Source organism: Streptomyces sp. NBC_00988, assembly GCF_045162645.1.
GTDB lineage: Bacteria > Actinomycetota > Actinomycetes > Streptomycetales > Streptomycetaceae > Streptomyces.
The window spans coordinates 7,751,533-7,769,444 of sequence record NZ_CP108730.1 but is presented as its reverse complement, the minus strand read 5'-3'; the positions used below and the strand labels follow the sequence as shown (position 1 = coordinate 7,769,444).

Sequence of the window (17,912 nt, the reverse complement as noted above, 5' to 3'; positions counted from 1 at the left end):
ACCGCAGCGTCGTATGCCCGGGGCACCTAATATCTCTTCATGACAGACGGTGGAGCGGTACGAGCGGTGGAAGCGGGTACGTCTACGGCCTTCTGGGCGCCCGGGGATCAGATCCTGTGGCGCTACCGGGAGAACGCCGGACCGCGCTTCCACATCGCCCGCCCCGTCACGGTCGTCCGGGACGACGAGGAGCTGCTCGCCGTCTGGATGGCGCCCGGCACCGAGTGTGTGCGGCCGGTGCTCGCGGACGGTACGTCGGTGCACGGGGAGCCGCTGGAGACCCGGTACACGAAGCCGCGCACGGTCCGGCGCGACCACTGGTTCGGGACCGGTGTGCTGAAGCTGGCGCGGCCCGGTGAGCCCTGGTCGGTGTGGCTTTTCTGGGAGCCCGGATGGCAGTTCAAGAACTGGTACGTGAACCTTGAGGAACCGCAGCTCCGTTGGGACGGCGGAGTCGACTCGGTGGATCACTTCCTGGACATCTCCGTCCACCCGGACCGCAGTTGGCGCTGGCTCGACGAGGACGAGTTCGCGCAGGCCCAGCGGGACGGTCTGATGGATCCCCAACTCGCCGAGCAGGTAAGGGAAGCGGGCTGGTCCGCGGTCGAGACGATCCGCGCTTGGGGTTCGCCGTTCGCGGACGGATGGCAGCACTGGCGCCCGGATCCGTCCTGGGCTGTACCTTCTCTTCCGGAGGACTGGGACCGCACCCCCGCGCACATGTCCACATGAGACCCTTGATGCGCCCCCGGTGCGCAACCGTAGGATCGTCCTCCGCAAGGGCACCGCACAACTCCCGGGGCATGTACCGGGACTGACCAGACGTCACCGAGGGGCGGCAGGACGTGAGCGAGGGGTATCAGGGCGACACCGGAGCGGGCCGCCGGTCCGCCGGTGGCACAGGAACAGCCTCTGACCACGCGGGAATTCCGTTCCTGGGGCACGTATTCCGGGTATCGGCATTTCAGCGGGACGATCCGCACGTACCCCGTGCGGTCCCGGACGGACGGATTCGACACGCGTGACGGAGCACCCCACCTCCTTCGAGCGCCCGAGCGGCGCCGACCCCGCAGACCCCCGCGGGGCGCTCCTGCACACCTCGACGCCGTCCAGGCCGTCCGGTGGAGCCGGCTTACCGGCACAGGCACGCACCGGCGAGCCGCCTTCGGCGCCGGGTACGAGCACGTCCCGCGCCAAGGGGAAGGACCCGGCAGGTACCCCTGTGAAGCCCGAGCCCGATACCGCCGCAGCCGGCTCCGAGCACTCCCAGCCCTCGGCCGCCGAACCCGACACCCATCGCCCGCGCCCCGCGCCCGACGGCATCCCGGCCCAGCCGGGCGGCGGCGAGGTCTCCGACGCCGCCGCCAAGGAGCGCCGCACGGGACAGGGGCTGCCGCCCGGCGGTCCCATGCCGATGCGGCGGGACGGGGACCGGCTGCGCTTCGTGGGCGCCGCGACCCGGCGGATCGCCCGCGGCATCGACCTGGACGAGATCGTCATGGGGCTGTGCCGGGCGACCGTGCCGACCTTCTCGGACGCGATCCTGGTCTATCTCCGCGACCCGCTGCCCGTGGGCGACGAGCGGCCCACGGGTCCCGTCGTGCTGCGCCTGCGCCGTACCGACCGCATCCCGGAGGAACGGGACACGGAGAACGGCTTCATGCCCGCGATACAGCCGGAGCAGCCCTCCGAACTGTCCGCGGTCACCGCCGAGTTGTGCGAGGTACGGCCCGGCGGCGCGCTCAACGAGGTGCTGCGGGGCGTACGTCCCGTCTTCGCGGACTCGCCCGCCGCCCGCGCCGCACTGCCGGAACTCCTCGGTGAGGGCGGCGAGTTGATCGTCCCCGCCGGCCAGCGCGCGATCCTCGCGCCGCTGCGCGGCCGGCGCCGGGTGATCGGCGCCGCGCTCTTCCTGCGCCGCCCCGAGCGCATGGCGTTCGAGGCCGACGACCTCCTGGTCGCCGCCCAACTCGCCACCCACAGCGCCCTCGGCATCGACAAGGCCGTGCTCTACGGCCGTGAGGCGTACATCGCCGACGAGCTGCAGCGCACCATGCTCCCCGAGACCCTCCCGCGCCCCACCGGCGTACGGCTGGCGTCCCGGTACCTGCCCGCCGCCGAGACCGCACGTGTCGGCGGCGACTGGTACGACGCGATCCCGCTGCCCGGCAGCCGGGTCGCCCTGGTCGTCGGCGACGTCATGGGCCACTCCATGACCTCGGCCGCGATCATGGGCCAACTCCGCACCACCGCACAGACGTTGGCGGGTCTCGACCTGCCCCCGCAGGAGGTCCTGCACCACCTCGACGAACAGGCCCAGCGCCTCGGCACCGACCGCATGGCGACCTGCCTCTACGCGGTCTACGACCCGGTCTCGCACCGCATCACCATCGCCAACGCGGGACACCCGCCGCCGGTGCTGCTCCACCTGGGCGGCCGGGCCGAGGTCCTGCGGGTGCCGCCCGGCGCCCCGATCGGTGTCGGTGGGGTCGACTTCGAGGCCGTGGAACTGGACGCCCCGGCGGGGGCCACCCTCCTGCTGTACACGGACGGGCTGGTCGAATCGCGGCTGCGGGACGTGTGGACCGGGATAGAGCAGCTGCGCGAGAAGCTCGCCGCGGTCGCGCAGCTCACCGGACCCGATCACCCGCCGCCCCTGGAAGCCCTGTGCGACGAGGTGCTCGACATGCTCGGCCCGGGCGACCGGGACGACGACATCGCGCTGCTCGCCGCCCGCTTCGACGGGATCGCGCCGAGCGACGTGGCGTACTGGTTCCTCGACCCGGAGGACTCGGCCCCCGGCCAGGCCCGCCGGCTGGCCCGGCGCGCGCTGGCCCGCTGGGGCATGGAGGACATGAGCGACTCCGTGGAACTGCTGGTCAGCGAGGTCGTGACCAACGCCGTGCGGTACGCCTCGCGGCCGGTCACGCTCCGGCTGCTGCGGACCGACGTGCTGCGCTGCGAGGTCGGCGACGACGTGCCCCAGCTGCCGCGGCTGCGGCAGGCGCGGGCCACGGACGAGGGCGGACGCGGGCTGTACCTGGTCAACAGACTGGCCCGTCGGTGGGGAGCCACCCGGCTCAGCACCGGGAAGGTGGTCTGGTTCGAACTGAACCGGAATTAGACATTGTCCAAAAGTTGCCGACCTACCGGCGTCGGAGTTGACTGCTGGGGTACGCGAAGGCGAAGCGACCTACTTTCTCCCTGAACAGGAGGACGCTCGTGACGCAGGCACCCCAGCACACTCCGTACACCACGAACAACGCCGGTATTCCGGTGGAGAGCGACGAACACTCGCTCACCGTCGGACCCGACGGCCCGATCCTGCTCCAGGACCACTACCTCATCGAGAAGATGGCCCAGTTCAACCGGGAACGGGTCCCCGAGCGGGTGGTGCACGCCAAGGGCAGCGGCGCGTACGGCTTCTTCGAAGTCACCAACGACGTAAGCCAGTTCACCCGGGCCGACCTCTTCCAGCCGGGCAGGCGCACCGAGATGCTGGCGCGGTTCTCCACCGTCGCCGGTGAGCAGGGCTCGCCCGACACCTGGCGCGACCCCCGCGGCTTCGCGCTCAAGTTCTATACCGAGCACGGCAATTACGACATGGTGGGCAACAACACCCCGGTCTTCTTCGTCCGTGACACGATCAAGTTCCAGGACTTCATCCGCTCGCAGAAGCGCCACCCGGCGACCGGGCTGCGCAGCAACGACATGCAGTGGGACTTCTGGACCCTCTCCCCCGAGTCGGCGCACCAGGTGACCTGGCTGATGGGCGACCGGGGCATCCCGAAGACGTACCGCCACATGAACGGCTACAGCTCCCACACCTACATGTGGATCAACGGCGCCGGTGAGCGGTTCTGGGTGAAGTACCACTTCAAGACCGACCAGGGCGTCGAGTACCTCACCCAGGCCGAGGCCGACGAGCTGGCCGGGCAGGACGGCGACAAGCACCGCCGTGACCTGCACGAGTCGATCGAGGCCGGGAACGCGCCGAGCTGGAGCCTCAAGGTCCAGATCATGCCGTTCGAGGACGCGGCGGACTACCGCTTCAACCCCTTCGACCTGACGAAGGTCTGGCCGCACGCGGACTACCCGCTGATCGACGTCGGCCGCATGACCCTCAACAGGAACCCCGAGGACTACTTCGTCCACATCGAGCAGGCCGCCTTCGAGCCCTCGAACCTGGTCCCGGGCATCGGCCCCTCCCCGGACAAGATGCTGCTGGGCCGGCTGTTCTCCTACCCGGACACCCACCGGTACCGGATCGGCCCCAACTACGCCCAGCTGCCGCCCAATCGGCCGCACTCCCCGGTCAACTCGTACGCCAAGGACGGCCCGATGCGGTACGAGGCGTCCAACGCGGCGCGGCCGTACGCACCGAACTCCTACGGCGGCCCGGCTGCCGACTACGGGCAGTTCGGCGACCCGGCGAGCTGGCAGACGGCGGGTGAACTGGTCCGCGAGGCAACGAAGTTGCACAGTGAGGACGACGACTGGGGGCAGGCGGGCACGATGGTCCGCGAGGTCCTCGACGACGCGGCCCGCGACCGCCTCGTGGCGAACATCAGCGGCCATCTGAAGGCCGACGTCTCCCGCTCGGTCCTCGACCGCGCCCTGCAGTACTGGCAGAACGTGGACAAGGAACTCGGCGACCGGATCGCCGCGAACTTCGAGTAGCGGTACGGGAGTTCCCCCAGTGGTACGAGAGAGGGCGCCCGGCGAAGTGCCGGGCGCCCTCTCTCCGTGTGACCTGACTACTGGTCGAGCTGGTCGAACGGGTTGTCCGTGTTGTCGCCGGTCGGTGTCACCGGCGGACTGATCGTCGGCGTCGGGGTGGGTGTCGGGGTCGGCGTCGGAGTCGGGGTCGGTGTCGGTGACTCCGTCGTCGGGGTCGGCGACGGCGACTTGGTCGTCGGGGTCGGGGACGGCGTCGCCGACGGGGTCGGGGTCACCGTCGGCGTGAAGTCCGGCTCGACGGCCGCGCCCTGGTCGGTGTCCAGGTCGAACTTGCCGTTCGCCTTGGTCACTCCGAACATGTACGTCGCCCAGATCTGCGCCGGGTAGCCGCCACCGTTGACACGGCCGCCGCCCGCGGTGATCAGACCGGTCGCGCCGGTCAGCGGGACCTGGGCGTGGGTCTTGGCGTCCTCACCGAACAGGCCGACCGAGGTGACCAGGTCGGGCGTGTAGCCGGTGAACCAGGCCGACTTGTTGTTGTCGGAGGTGCCCGTCTTGCCCGCGACCTGCTGCCCGTCGCGCTTGCTGTTCTCGGCCACCGACACCTTCGCCGTACCGTCGTCGACCACACCGGTCAGCACCGAGGACACCGTGTCGGCGGCCTCGCGCGGGATGACCTGGGCGCCGATCGGGTTCGGCATGGTGACCGTGCGCGTGTTGTGCGCGACCGACTTGATGATCGCCGGGGTGACCTTCTTGCCGTGGTTGTCGAAGGTGGCGTAGACGCCGGCCATCTCCATCGGGCTCGCGCCCATGGTGCCGAGGGTCTGCGCCGGTACGGCCTTCAGGTCGCCGGTGTCCATGCCCAGCTCGCCCGCGGTCTTCATGACCTTGTCCATGCCGACGTCGACACCGAGCTGCGCGAAGACCGAGTTGATCGACTTGTTCATCGCCGTCTGGACGGTGACCTTGCCGTAGTTCTGGTCGTCCTCGTTCTCCGGCGCGAACGCGATGTCGCTGCCCACGACCGGGCGCTTGCTGGTGCCGTCGTAGAGCGTCTTGGTCGTGATCGTCTTGCCGGACTGCGTCTTGGCCTCGTCGGCCAGGGCCGCGGCCAGGATCACCGGCTTGAAGGTGGAGGCGGGCTGGTAGTCGGTGCGGGTCGCGTTGTTCGTGTAGTGCTCGGTGTAGCCCGAGCCGCCGTACATCGCCACGACCGCGCCCGTCTTCGGGTCCACGGACACCGCGCCGGGCTGGACGTTGCCGTCGACCTTTCGCTTCTTCTTGTCGAGCTTGCTGGTCAGCTGGGACTTGACCGACTTCTCCAGCTGGGTCTGCTTCTTCTTGTCGATGTTGAGCGTGATCGTCCAGCCGCCCGCGGTGACCAGCGCCTCGGCGTCCTTGGTGTTGGCGGCCTGCCCCGAGGCGATCAGCTGCTTCTCCAGGGCCTGGTCGGCGGCGTACACCATGTAGCCGGTCTGGCCCTCCATGCCGGGCTCGGCCTTGGGCGCCTTGGGGATCGGGAACTTCATGGCCTCGCGCTTGGTGGAGCTCAGCCAGTCCTGCCCGACCATGTTGTCCAGGACGTAGTTCCAGCGCGCCTGCACCAGCTTCCGGCCGGTGTCGGTCGCGGCCTGCCAGTCGTACTGGCTCGGCGCCTGGAGCAGCGCGGCGAGATAGGCGCCCTGCTGGACGTCGAGGTCCTTGGCGTCGATCCCGTAGTAGGCCTGGGCGGCGGCCTGGATGCCGTAGGCGCCGCGGCCGTAGTAACTGGTGTTGATGTACCCGGCGAGGATGTAGTCCTTGGACTTCTCGCGGTCCAGCTTCAGCGAGATGACCATTTCCTTCAGCTTGCGCGTGACGGTCTGGTCCTGCGTCAGGTAGTAGTTCTTGACGTACTGCTGGGTGATCGTCGAACCGCCCTGCGCGCCCTTGCCGGACAGCGTGTTGAGCAGGCCGCGAGCGGTGCCCTTGAGGTCGACGCCGGCGTCGCTGTAGAACGTCTTGTTCTCGGCGGCGACGAACGTCTCCTGGACGGCCTTCGGGACCTGTGAGAGGTCGACGTTCTCGCGGTTCACATCGCCCTGGCGGGTCAGGACCTTGCCGTCGCTGTACTTGTAGACGTTGCTCTGCAGCTTCGCGTCGGCGTTGCCCGCGGGGATGCTGATCATCATGTAGAGCACGATGAACGCACCGATGCCGAGCAGGCAGAGGCCGAGGAACGTGCCGAGGATCTTCTTCCAGGTGAAGAGCCTGCGTATGAAGCTCTTGCCGCCCTTGGCGTCCGTGGCGTCCTTGCCGCCCGTGGCACCCGCGCCGTCCGCCCCTGACGAGCGGCGGGTCTTGGGCGCCGCGCGGTGGCCGCCGCGTTGGCGCGCTCGTCTCTCTTCCGCTCGTCCCATGAGTCCGTTCCGCTCCGCTTCGCTCTCTTGTGCTCTGGTGTCACACAGGTTCGCCTGTCAAGTCAGCTCAGAAAGCTAACACCAGGAGTTGTGACAAAGGGCTGTCGATCCGGTCCATTACGGACGTGACAATCAGCACCCGTCCTTATGGAACCGACGTACGAGAGGGGTTGAGGGTTGCCGTGACGGGGCAATCTGATATCAGATTGCTAGAACCAAGCTATGGGGGATCACCATGACCACCGAAGTACCCGCAGACGTGCCCGACATGCCTGCGCCGCGCGTACGGGAGTTCACCGCGCACAGCATCGGCGGCGGGCTCGCGCTCGTCCTGGGGCTGGCCGGACTGCTCGTCTCCGCCGGGCTGCTGGTCGGGGCCGGTGCGGTCGGCGCCGGCGGGGCCAAGGCCGCGCTGATCATCGGCGGCATCCTCGTCCTGCTCGCGGCGTTCATCGCGATGCGCGGGCTCAACACGGTGGCGCCGGGCGAGGCGCGGGTCGTGCAGCTCTTCGGGCGGTACCGGGGGACGATCCGGCGGGACGGGCTGCGCTGGGTGAACCCGTTCACCTCACGCACGAAGATCTCGACCCGCGTCCGCAACCACGAGACCGCGGCCCTCAAGGTCAACGACGCCTACGGCAACCCGATCGAGCTCGCCGCGGTCGTGGTCTGGAAGGTCCGCGACACCGCGCAGGCCACCTTCGAGGTCGACGACTACACCGAGTTCGTCGCCACCCAGACCGAGACGGCCGTACGGCACATCGCCATCGAGTACCCCTACGACGCCCACGACGAGGGCGGGCTCTCGCTGCGCGGGAACGCCGAGGAGATCACCGAGAAGCTCGCCGTCGAACTGAGCGCCCGGGTCGAGGCGGCCGGCGTCCAGATCATCGAGTCCCGCTTCACGCATCTCGCGTACGCGCCCGAGATCGCCTCGGCGATGCTCCAGCGGCAGCAGGCCGGGGCGGTCGTCGCGGCCCGGCGGCAGATCGTGGACGGCGCGGTGGGCATGGTCGAGGCGGCACTGGCCCGGATCACCGAGCAGGACATCGTGGAGCTGGACAACGAACGGAAGGCGGCGATGGTCTCCAACCTCCTGGTGGTGCTCTGCGGGGACCGGGCACCGCAGCCCGTGCTGAACACGGGCACCCTGTACCAGTGACCGAACCTTCCGAGGCCTCCGAGGCGAAGCGCCGGCCGCAGCAGCGCAAGCAGGTGTTGCTGCGGCTGGACCCTTCCGTGTACGACGCGATCGCCCGGTGGGCCGGGGACGAACTGCGGTCCGCGAACGCGCAGATCGAGTTCCTGCTGCGCAGGGCGTTGGCGGAGGCGGGGCGGTTGCCGGGTGAGGCCGGACCGCTGCCCCGCCGGGGGCGGCCACCCGCGCCACCTCAATGACAGAACCGTGACAATCGGCTCCCACCTGCGCGTCCCCACCCCCCGCCATGATCTACACACCGTGCGTATACACACCGCGTATACCCCGTGTGTAGAGTGCTCCGCATGTCCATCGGTCACACCCTTCTGGGGCTCCTGGAGTCCGGCCCGCGTCACGGTTACGACCTGAAGCGGGCCTTCGACGAGAAGTTCGGTCACGACCGGCCGCTGCACTACGGCCAGGTCTACTCGACAATGTCCCGCCTGCTGAAGAACGGTCTCGTCGAGGTCGACGGCATCGAGGCCGGCGGCGGTCCCGAGCGCAAGCGGTACGCGATCACCGACGCCGGGATCACCGACGTACAGAAGTGGCTCGCGACGCCGGAGAAGCCCGAGCCGTATCTGCAGTCGGCCCTCTACACCAAGGTCGTCCTCGCGCTGCTGACCCACCGGAACGCGGCCGAGATCCTCGACGTGCAGCGCTCCGAGCATCTGCGCAGCATGCGGATCCTGACCGACCGCAAGCGCAAGGGCGATCTCGCGGACCAGTTGATCTGCGACCACGCCCTCTTCCATCTGGAGGCCGACCTGCGGTGGCTGGAGCTCACCGCCGCGCGCCTCGACAAACTCGCCGAGGTGGTGGCCAAGTGACGACACATCCCGCCGGTTCCCTGCTCGCAGCCCATGAGCTGCGCAAGGCCTACGGGCCGACGACCGCGCTGGACGGCGCGGAGTTCTCCATCCATCCCGGTGAGGTCGTCGCCGTGATGGGGCCCTCCGGGTCGGGGAAGTCGACGCTGCTGCACTGTCTCGCCGGGATCGTGCCGCCCGACTCCGGCTCGATCACGTACAACGGGCAGGAGATGGCGACCATGAGCGACGCCCAGCGCAGTGCGCTGCGCCGCTCGGAGTTCGGGTTCGTGTTCCAGTTCGGCCAGTTGGTGCCGGAGCTGACCTGCGTCGAGAACGTCGCCCTGCCGCTGCGGCTGAACGGCACGCACCGCAAGGAGGCCGAGCGGGCCGCGCTCTCCTGGATGGAACGGCTTGAGGTCGACGACCTCGCCAAGAAGCGGCCCGGTGAGGTCTCCGGCGGGCAGGGGCAGCGCGTCGCCGTCGCCCGCTCGCTGGTCACCAGCCCGCGGGTGCTGTTCGCCGACGAACCGACCGGCGCCCTCGACTCGCTCAACGGCGAGCGCGTGATGGAGCTGCTCACCGAGGCGGCCCGGTCCACGAACGCGGCCGTCGTGCTGGTCACGCACGAGGCGCGGGTGGCGGCCTACTCGGACCGCGAGATCGTCGTACGGGACGGCAAGTCCAGGGACATGGAGCGCGTCGTATGAACGTGCGTCAGTGGTCGGCCGATCTGGCCATGGGGGTGCGGTTCGCCTTCGGCGGCGGGCGTGAGGGCTGGGTGCGGGCCGTCCTGACGGCCGTCGGCGTCGGGCTGGGGGTGGCGCTGCTGCTGCTCACCACCGCGCTGCCGAACGCGCTGTCCGAGCGGGACGCGCGCGGCAATGCCCGGATGGACTTCACGTACAGCGGGAAGCAGCTGGCGAAGGCGGACAACACGGTCGTCGTCGCCGACACGGACACCACGTTCCGCAGCAAGGACGTCCGCGGCCGGCTGCTGGAGCCCGAGGGCACCAAGGCGCCGTTGCCGCCGGGGGTCGCGAAGTTCCCCGCGCTGGGCGACATGGTCGTCTCCCCCGCGCTGGACAAGCTCCTGAAGTCCGACTCCGGGAAGCTGCTGCGTGAGCGGCTGCCCTACCGGGTCACCGGCACCATCGCGGACCAGGGGCTCATCGGGCCCGCCGAACTCGCCTACTACGCGGGCGGGAAGGGACTGGAAGGGCGTCAGTCCGGGGGCACCGTCGAGCGCATCAACTACTACGGGCCCTCCCCGGGCAGCCAGCCGGACAAGCTGGACCCGGTGCTGCTCCTGCTGATCCTGATCGTGTTCGTCGTGCTGCTGCTGCCGGTCGCGGTGTTCATCGCGGCGGCCGTGCGCTTCGGCGGCGAGCGCCGGGACCGGCGGCTCGCGGCCCTGCGGCTGGTCGGCGCCGACGGGCGGATGGCACGCCGGATCGCGGGCGGCGAGGCGCTCGCGGGGGCGCTCCTCGGGCTCGTCTTCGGCACCGGATTCTTCCTGGTCGGGCGGCAGTTGGCGTCCCTGCTGGACGTGCGGGACATCAGCCTGTACCCCGGCGACCTCAACCCGTCGCCCGCGCTCGCCCTGCTCGTCGCCGTCGCGGTACCGGCCGCGGCCGTGCTGGTGACACTGCTCGCGCTGCGCGGGGTCGTCATCGAGCCGCTCGGTGTGGTCCGCAAGGCGAAGCCGCCGCGGCGCCGGCTGTGGTGGCGGCTGCTGCTGCCGCTGGCCGGCCTCGCGATGCTCTACCCGATGATGGGCAAGGGCGACTCCAACGGGAACTTCAACCAGTATCTGGTGACCGGCGGCACGGTCCTGCTGCTCGTCGGCGTCACCGCGCTGCTGCCCTGGGTCGTCGAGGCCACCGTGGCCCGGCTGAACTCCGGCTCGGTGTCCTGGCAACTCGCCGTCCGCAGGCTCCAGTTGAGCAGTGGTACGGCCGCCCGGATGGTCAACGGCATCGCGGTCGCGGTGGCCGGGGCGATCGCCCTGCAGATGCTGTTCTCCGGCGTCCAGGGCAGCTACACCAAGCCGACCGGCAACGATCTGGACCGGGCCCAGATGGAGGTCTCCATCGGCAGCGGCACCTCGCTGGCCGAGGCCGACCGGAAGATCGCGACGACCAAGGGCGTGAGCGGTACGTCGGCCATCTCCCAGACCACGGTCGGCGACCGGGCGAAGAACCCGGACGACGCGCTGGGAGTGGCCGTCGGCAGCTGCGCCCAACTGCGTGCGGTGGCCCACCTGACCACCTGCCGCGACGGTGACGTCTTCCGGATCACCAGCACCGACAGCGGGACCGCCACCCTGACGAAGCGGCTGTCCAAGGCCGGCAGGACGGTGTACTTCGACCCGGCGTACGACGAGATGCCGAGCACCCCGGGCGCCTGGACGGTACCGGCCGGGCTGAAGACGGCGACCCCCCGCGAGGACCCGACCGGCTACGCACGCGACGGTCTGCTGATCACCTCGGGCGCGCTGCCCGCGAGCGCGGCGAAGGGCCTGGACCAGAAGGTGTTCGTCACGCTCGACCAGTCGGTGCCGGACGCGACCGACTACGTACGGAACACCGCCGCGACGATGGACCCGCTGGCGGACGTGTTCAGCCTGGCGAGCAACGACGTGTCGCCGCAGTTCCGTTCGATCCGCACCGGGCTGTTCGTCGGCGCCACCTGCGTCCTGCTCCTCATCGGGGCGAGCCTGCTGGTGTCGCAGCTGGAGCAGTTGCGCGAGCGCAGGAAGCTGCTGTCGGCGCTGGTCGCCTTCGGCACCCGGCGGCGCACGCTGAGCCTGTCGGTGCTGTGGCAGACGGCGATCCCGATCGCCCTCGGCCTGGTGCTGGCCACGGCGGTGGGGCTGACGCTGGGCGCGGTGCTGCTGAAGATGAGCGCCACGGCGATCCGGATCGACTGGGCCAGCGTGCTGGCGATGTCCGGCATCGGCGCGGGGGTGGTCCTGGCGGTGACCCTGCTGAGCCTGCCGCCGCTGCTGCGGATGATGCGGCCGGACGGCCTGCGCACGGAGTAACGGTCCCGTCCGCAGCCGTCCGTCCACCCTCGTCAGAGTCCGTACTCCCGCACCACGCGCCGGACCTGGGCGAAGAGCATGCCCACGTTCACGGACTTGCGGCAGACGACCACGGCGACGACGTCCTGTTGCTCGGTCATCCGCACGAACAGATGGGTGAGGTTCTCGCTGTTGACGAGGATCTCCTGGAAGTAGTGGTGGTCACTGGTGATCCCGCGGCGTTCCTTGAAGACGTCCTCGATCATCGCGACCGTCCGGCCCTGGAACAGGTCGAGGGTCGCACCCGCCAGCAGGTCGAGGACCTCTGGCGGGTGGTTGTCGATGGTCTCGTACGACAGCAACATGCCGGTGGACATGTCGACCACACCCGAGGCCACACAGTCGGGGGCATCGGTGCGGAGGGTTTTGACCAGGCCCATCACCTGGTCGGAGAATCCTGGGGTCATACGTTTTGTCGCCATCCCTTCACACTCCTTCTGACGCCTTCTCCGTGAGGATCGACTCGATGCGGTCGAGCGTCGGCCGGGCCGCGAGGTGCAGCCGGTCGACGTCCATCCCCTCGTCGCCGAGCACCACCATCAGCGCGGTGTCGCCGACGGCGTAGGTCGCGGCGCAGCCGTGACTGCCGTACGTCACCGTCTGGCGCAGCGTGCCGCGGCCGGTGGCCTCGGCGGTGCGCCGGGCCAGGCCCAGGCCGGCCGCGGCCAGCGCGGCGAGGCCCTCCGGGTCGATCGTGTCGGCGGTGTCGGCCGCGATGAGCAGTCCGTCGGCCGCCGTGAGCGCGGTGTCGGTGATACCGGTCACCTTTTCCCGCAGTTCGCGCATTTCCAGTGCCAGGGCTTTGTGATCCACGTACTCAACTCCCCTATGGCTGATCGCTTTTGTTCGCCTTTTTTCATGCGTTCATCGTGTTCATCGTGTTCATTTCGAGGTTCCGTTCCGCAGGCGGAAGAACCCTTTCCAACCCGCCCCGCTCTTCTCGGGGACGAGAGTTTCGGTGATACCGCTGGCACCCGGATTACGCCGGGGCAGCTCGGCGGGCGCGGTGAACTGCGGCGGTGGGAGCGCCGGTTGCTCACGACGGCGTACGACGGGTGCCTCGGGCGGCACCCGCACCGGGATCGGCACGGGGCTGTCCGCGCACTCCAGCAGTCCCTCGGCGAGCATCCGCGCGACCTCGGCGGTGACCGGGTAGACCCCGCGCCCGGTACGGAACGCGAGATCGCGCGCGGTACGGCGGCCGTCGACATGGGCGAGCAACTCCCGTTGCAGCAGCCCGAGTCCGGCCTCGTCCAGGGCGTGCGCCGGGGGCCGCGGGCGCTCCCGGTCGGGGCGTACGGGGTACGGCAGCGCGGCGATCGCGGCGCGTTTGCGGACCGCGTCCTGGAGCAGCCGGGACGAGGGCTCGCCGAGTGAGACCGGGGCGAACGGCTGGGCGTCCGGGGCGGGTTCGCAGTCGTCGATGTCTCCGGCGACGACCGCGAAGGCCGCGTCGTGGAGGGCCAGCACACACACGATCCGCAACTGGGCGGCGCCCGCGTACCCGTGGGCGACCAGCCCGTCCAGCGGCCAGCGCGTGCCGCCCGACTCCCGTACCAGATCGGCCCATTGCTCGCCGCCGACCCGACCGGAGCGCAGCAGCAGCGCCTCGGGTCCCGGTGCGCCGGGGCTCTCCACGGCGACGACGAGTCCGCCGCGCAGATGGAAGGTGCCGCCGGGTCTGCCGGACACCCGCAGTCCCCCGGTGAACTCCTCGCGCCCACAGGTCGCGAGAGCCCGCGCGAGCAGGTCGTGACCGACCCGGCCGAGGGAATCCCGAATGCCCGACATCACTCCCCTAGGCTTTTCGTACACGCAACTGACGTGTAGCGCTGAGGGGTGAAGGTGTATCAGTCCGCGCGCATATTCCGGACGGGTTCTTCCTACCTGCCTGCGGGTGACGGAAGTTGAGAATTACCGCCGTTCGATTTCCTTTGTCCGACGCTCATTTGACCGAACGGGGGCGGGTCAGTTGCCGGTGCCCAACACCCTTACGGGCAGGGGGCGCAGGGCTTCGCGCAGGGCGGCGGCCAGTTCCTGGTACTCGGCGCGGCGGGCCGCGCCGGTGCGCATCGCGAGGGCGATCCGGCGGGTCGGGGCGGGCTCGGTGAAGTAGCCGGTGAGGAGTTGGTCGCTGCGGGTCGTCTCGACGCGCACGGCGGTACGCGGCAGCAGGGTGACCCCGAGGCCGCCGGCGACCAGCTGCACCAGCGTGGACAGCCCGGCCGCGGTGGTGGTGACGGGGGCGTCCGCCCGCCCCGCCTCCCGGCAGATGTCGAGCGCCTGGTCGCGCAGACAGTGCCCCTCGTCGAGCAGCAGCAGGTTCAGCTCGCGCAGCGCCTCGCGCGGGATGCCGGTCTGCCCGCCGAGGGGATGGCCGAGGGGCGTGACGAGCACGAAGTCCTCGTCGAACAACGGGAGTTCGACCACGCCCGGCACCCCCAGCGGCACGGCGAGCAGCAGCAGGTCGAGCCGTCCGGTGGTCAGCCCTTCCAACAGGTTCGCGGTCTGTTCCTCGTGCACCTGGAGATCGAGGTCCGGGTACCGGTCGTGCACCAGCCGCAGCACGGTCGGCAGCAGATACGGCGCGACGGTCGGGATGACCCCGAGCCGCAGCGCCCCGGTGAACGGCGCCCGCACCGCCTCCGCCTCCTCCAGCAGCGCCACGACCTCCTCCAGCACCGCCTTCGCCCGTACGGCGAGCCTCTCGCCGGCGGGCGACAGGAGCACCTTGCGGGTGGTGCGCTCCAGGAGCGTGACGCCGAGGGTCTCCTCCAGCGCGGCGACGGCACCGGAGAGGGCGGGCTGGCTCATGCCGATCGCGGCCGCGGCGTCCCGGAAGTGGAGGTGCTCGGCGACCGCGGAGAAGGCGCGCAGCTGCGCGAGGCTGGGCTGGCGCCTCTTACTCGTATTACTAACGGTCACTGATAACCGCCTCCGATCAACACGACCCAGTGTAGCTATTTCCACAATCAATGCACGTTGTGCCAGGATCGGGGCCGACCAAACCACGAGAAGCACCCATTCCGCTTGGGTGCTTCTCCGCTGCAAGGAGTGCGCGTGCTCACTGTCGGTGACAAGTTCCCGTCGTTCGATCTGACCGCCTGTGTCTCGCTGGAGAAGGGCAAGGAGTTCGAACAGATCACTCACAAGACCTACGACGGTTGGCTCGTGGTTTTTGCGTGGCCTAAGGACTTCACCTTCGTTTGCCCCACCGAGATCGCTGCCTTCGGCAAGCTGAACGACGAGTTCGCCGACCGTGACGCCCAGGTGCTCGGCTTCTCCGGCGACTCCGAGTTCGTCCACCACGCCTGGCGCAAGGACCACGACGACCTGCGCGACCTGCCGTTCCCGATGCTGGCCGACTCCAGGCACGAGCTGATGCGCGACCTCGGCATCGAGGGCGAGGACGGCTTCGCCAAGCGCGCGGTGTTCATCGTGGACCAGAACAACGAGATCCAGTTCTCCATGGTGACCGCGGGCTCGGTCGGCCGTAACCCGAAGGAGGTCCTCCGGGTCCTCGACGCGCTCCAGACGGACGAGCTCTGCCCGTGCAACTGGACCAAGGGCGACGACACGCTCGACGCGGGCGCGCTGCTGGCCGGGGAGTGACCTGAGATGTCACTGGACACCCTGAAGTCCGCCATACCGGACTACGCCAAGGACCTGAAGCTCAACCTCGGTTCGGTCATCGGCAACTCCGACCTGCCGGCCCAGCAGCTGTGGGGCACGGTCCTCGCCACGGCGATCGCCTCCCGATCGCCGCTCGTGCTGCGGGAGTTGGCGCCCGAGGCGAAGGCCGCGCTGTCGCCGGAGGCGTACACGGCCGCCAAGTCCGCCGCCGCGATCATGGCGATGAACAACGTCTTCTACCGGACGCGTCATCTCCTGTCCGACCACGAGTACGGCACCCTGCGCGCGGGGCTGCGGATGAACGTCATCGGCAACCCCGGGGTCGACAAGGTCGACTTCGAGCTGTGGTCGTTCGCCGTGTCCGCGATCAACGGGTGCGGGATGTGTCTCGACTCGCACGAACAGGTGTTGCGCAAGGCGGGTGTTGAGCGCGAGGTGATCCAGGAGGCGTTCAAGATCGCGGCAGTTGTGGAGGCGGTGGGGGTCACGTTGGAGGCGGAGGCGGTTCTGGCCGCTGAGTGACTTCGACTGACCGTCGGCTGTCCGCTGGGGGCTCCGCCCCCAGACCTCAAAGGTGAACCTTTCAACCCACGGTGAACGGGTGGGTGGGTGGGAAACGGGGGTCTGGGGGCGGAGCCCCCAGGGTTTTACGGTTCCGGGTCCGGCCTCGGGGTGTCTTCCGGCGTCGAGGACACCGCCGTAGCCCCCCTCGGCTTCGGGGACTGGATCGACGCCGGTTCCTGGGAGTACGACTTGAGGTAGCTCACCACCGTGTTCAGCACCGCCACCAGCGGCACCGCCACCACCGCTCCGCCGATCCCCGCGATCATTCCGCCGGCCGCGACCGAGAGGACCACCGCGAGGGGGTGCACCCGGACCGCGCGGCCCAGGATGAAGGGCTGGAGGATGTGGCCCTCGATCTGCTGGACGAGCAGGACCACACCCAGGGTCAGGAGCGCTACGACGACTCCCTGGGTGACCAGCGCGACCACCACCGCCAGCGCGCCGGAGGCCACCGCGCCGACCAGCGGGATGAACGAGAACAGGAAGATGAACACGGCCAGCGGTACGGCCATCGGCACGCCGAGGAAGTAGATGCCGACGCCGATGCAGACCGCGTCGATGAACGCCACTATCACCGTGCCGCGGACGTAGGCCGTCAGCGTGCGCCACGCGCGAGGACCCGCGCCCGCCATCGCCGGCCGCGCCGCCGCGGGCACCAGCTTCAGCGACCACTTCCAGATGCGCGGGCCGTCGTAGAGGAGGAAGAGGGTGGAGAAGACCGTCAGGAGGATGCCCGTCAGCGCCTCGACGATGACCTGGACGCCTTCCAGGCCCGCCGAGGTGATCTGGTCGGTGTTCGCGCCGATGGCCTCGCGGAGGTTCTTGGCGATCTGGTTGATCTGCTTCTCGGTGACGTGGAACGGGCCCTTGAGCAGCCAGTTGCGCAGGTCGTCGACGCCGTTCTGGACCTGGTCGGAGAGGTTGTCGATGTTCGCCATGACCTGCCAGGTCACGAACCAGCCGATCAGCCCCATCACGACGAAGCCGAGGATCGCGGTGAGCGCGGTGGCGACGCCGCGTGGGAAGCCGTAGCGGATCAGGGCCGCCACCGTCGGCTGGAGCAGGGCCGTGATGAGCAGGGCCGCCGCGAAGGCGAGGACCACCAGTTGGACCGCGCTGATGACGCGCATCAGCACCCAGACCGTGCCGGCCAGGATCAGCAGCCGCCAGCCGGCCTCCGCGGCGACCCGCACCCCCCAGGGCACGGCGAGCGCCGGCTCGGGGCGGTCACGGGCGATGACCACGGGTACCGGTACGGGCTGCGGGGGTTGGAGGTCGTCCGCGGGCGGTTCGGGCTCGGCCTCGGTGTGTTCCTTCGCCACCTCGGCGCGGCGCTCGTCCAACCGCTCCCCCATCTCGCTCAGTCCGGCGCCGACCTTGCCGAGCCATCCTGGTACTCGCGACATGAATCGTCCTCTTCCCCCGTCTTGCCCCACTACTCCCCCCTGGAGTCGCTGCGAGTCCGACCGTACAGGGCGAAGGCCCCTCCCCCTATGACGGGGAGGGGCCTCGTGAGGTTGAGCGGACCCGGACCAGAATGA

General features: G+C 69.6%; 16 protein-coding genes. 10 read left to right on the top strand and 6 right to left on the bottom strand.

Annotated elements, in window-relative coordinates:
- Window positions 1-39: 39 nt before the first annotated feature.
- The 3 genes from OG496_RS35890 to OG496_RS35880 all read left to right on the top strand — a co-directional run bounded on the left by OG496_RS35890 (window position 40) and on the right by OG496_RS35880 (window position 4,680).
- Complete coding sequence (locus OG496_RS35890) at window positions 40-732, top strand: DUF402 domain-containing protein (protein ID WP_405973846.1); 693 nt, start codon at window positions 40-42, stop codon at window positions 730-732.
- A gap of 289 nt (window positions 733-1,021) precedes the next feature.
- Window positions 1,022-3,124: a SpoIIE family protein phosphatase gene (locus tag OG496_RS35885; RefSeq protein WP_366489554.1), complete on the top strand. Its 2,103-nt coding sequence runs from the start codon at window positions 1,022-1,024 to the stop codon at window positions 3,122-3,124.
- A 98-nt stretch (window positions 3,125-3,222) separates the two neighbouring features.
- Entirely contained in the window at window positions 3,223-4,680 is a 1,458-nt protein-coding gene (locus tag OG496_RS35880; RefSeq protein WP_405973845.1) for a catalase, read from the top strand.
- 77 nt (window positions 4,681-4,757) lie between these two features.
- Here OG496_RS35880 and OG496_RS35875 read toward each other — a convergent pair whose 3' ends face one another.
- Complete coding sequence (locus OG496_RS35875; protein WP_405973844.1) at window positions 4,758-7,082, bottom strand: transglycosylase domain-containing protein; 2,325 nt, start codon at window positions 7,080-7,082, stop codon at window positions 4,758-4,760.
- 235 nt (window positions 7,083-7,317) lie between these two features.
- On the opposite strand from OG496_RS35875, the gene OG496_RS35870 reads away from it, so the two are divergent.
- The 5 genes from OG496_RS35870 (at window position 7,318) to OG496_RS35850 (ending at window position 12,135) form a co-directional block, all read left to right on the top strand.
- Window positions 7,318-8,244: an SPFH domain-containing protein gene (locus OG496_RS35870; RefSeq protein ID WP_366489550.1), complete on the top strand. Its 927-nt coding sequence runs from the start codon at window positions 7,318-7,320 to the stop codon at window positions 8,242-8,244.
- Window positions 8,241-8,480, top strand: a complete 240-nt coding sequence (locus tag OG496_RS35865; RefSeq protein ID WP_365305331.1) for a hypothetical protein — start codon at window positions 8,241-8,243, stop codon at window positions 8,478-8,480. Before OG496_RS35870 ends, OG496_RS35865 begins: the two co-directional genes overlap by 4 nt.
- 105 nt (window positions 8,481-8,585) lie before the next feature.
- The gene (locus OG496_RS35860) at window positions 8,586-9,110 is read left to right on the top strand and encodes a PadR family transcriptional regulator (protein WP_033286588.1); all 525 of its coding nucleotides are present in this window, start codon (window positions 8,586-8,588) and stop codon (window positions 9,108-9,110) included.
- A complete protein-coding gene (locus OG496_RS35855; protein WP_366489548.1) occupies window positions 9,107-9,799 on the top strand; it encodes an ABC transporter ATP-binding protein in 693 nt (230 codons plus the stop codon). Before OG496_RS35860 ends, OG496_RS35855 begins: the two co-directional genes overlap by 4 nt.
- Window positions 9,796-12,135: an ABC transporter permease gene (locus OG496_RS35850; RefSeq protein WP_405973843.1), complete on the top strand. Its 2,340-nt coding sequence runs from the start codon at window positions 9,796-9,798 to the stop codon at window positions 12,133-12,135. The genes OG496_RS35855 and OG496_RS35850 overlap by 4 nt, the downstream gene beginning before the upstream one ends.
- 32 nt (window positions 12,136-12,167) lie before the next feature.
- Here OG496_RS35850 and OG496_RS35845 read toward each other — a convergent pair whose 3' ends face one another.
- The 4 genes from OG496_RS35845 to OG496_RS35830 all read right to left on the bottom strand — a co-directional run bounded on the left by OG496_RS35845 (window position 12,168) and on the right by OG496_RS35830 (window position 15,099).
- Entirely contained in the window at window positions 12,168-12,596 is a 429-nt protein-coding gene (locus tag OG496_RS35845; RefSeq protein ID WP_026150674.1) for a hypothetical protein, read from the bottom strand.
- Between the two features lie 4 nt (window positions 12,597-12,600).
- Complete coding sequence (locus tag OG496_RS35840) at window positions 12,601-12,960, bottom strand: roadblock/LC7 domain-containing protein (RefSeq protein ID WP_327407098.1); 360 nt, start codon at window positions 12,958-12,960, stop codon at window positions 12,601-12,603.
- Between the two features lie 96 nt (window positions 12,961-13,056).
- Window positions 13,057-13,965, bottom strand: coding sequence for a MarR family transcriptional regulator (locus OG496_RS35835; protein WP_405973842.1), 909 nt, complete (start codon window positions 13,963-13,965; stop codon window positions 13,057-13,059).
- A 177-nt stretch (window positions 13,966-14,142) separates the two neighbouring features.
- Window positions 14,143-15,099: a LysR substrate-binding domain-containing protein gene (locus OG496_RS35830; protein ID WP_366489544.1), complete on the bottom strand. Its 957-nt coding sequence runs from the start codon at window positions 15,097-15,099 to the stop codon at window positions 14,143-14,145.
- 135 nt (window positions 15,100-15,234) lie between these two features.
- Between OG496_RS35830 and OG496_RS35825 the strand changes: the two genes are divergently transcribed.
- Entirely contained in the window at window positions 15,235-15,786 is a 552-nt protein-coding gene (locus tag OG496_RS35825; RefSeq protein ID WP_405973841.1) for a peroxiredoxin, read from the top strand.
- Window positions 15,787-15,792: 6 nt separating this feature from the next.
- Complete coding sequence (locus OG496_RS35820) at window positions 15,793-16,329, top strand: alkyl hydroperoxide reductase (protein ID WP_366489542.1); 537 nt, start codon at window positions 15,793-15,795, stop codon at window positions 16,327-16,329.
- Between the two features lie 125 nt (window positions 16,330-16,454).
- On the opposite strand, the gene OG496_RS35815 is transcribed toward OG496_RS35820, so the two are convergent.
- Window positions 16,455-17,777: an AI-2E family transporter gene (locus OG496_RS35815; RefSeq protein ID WP_366489540.1), complete on the bottom strand. Its 1,323-nt coding sequence runs from the start codon at window positions 17,775-17,777 to the stop codon at window positions 16,455-16,457.
- Between the last annotated feature and the right edge of the window lie 135 nt (window positions 17,778-17,912).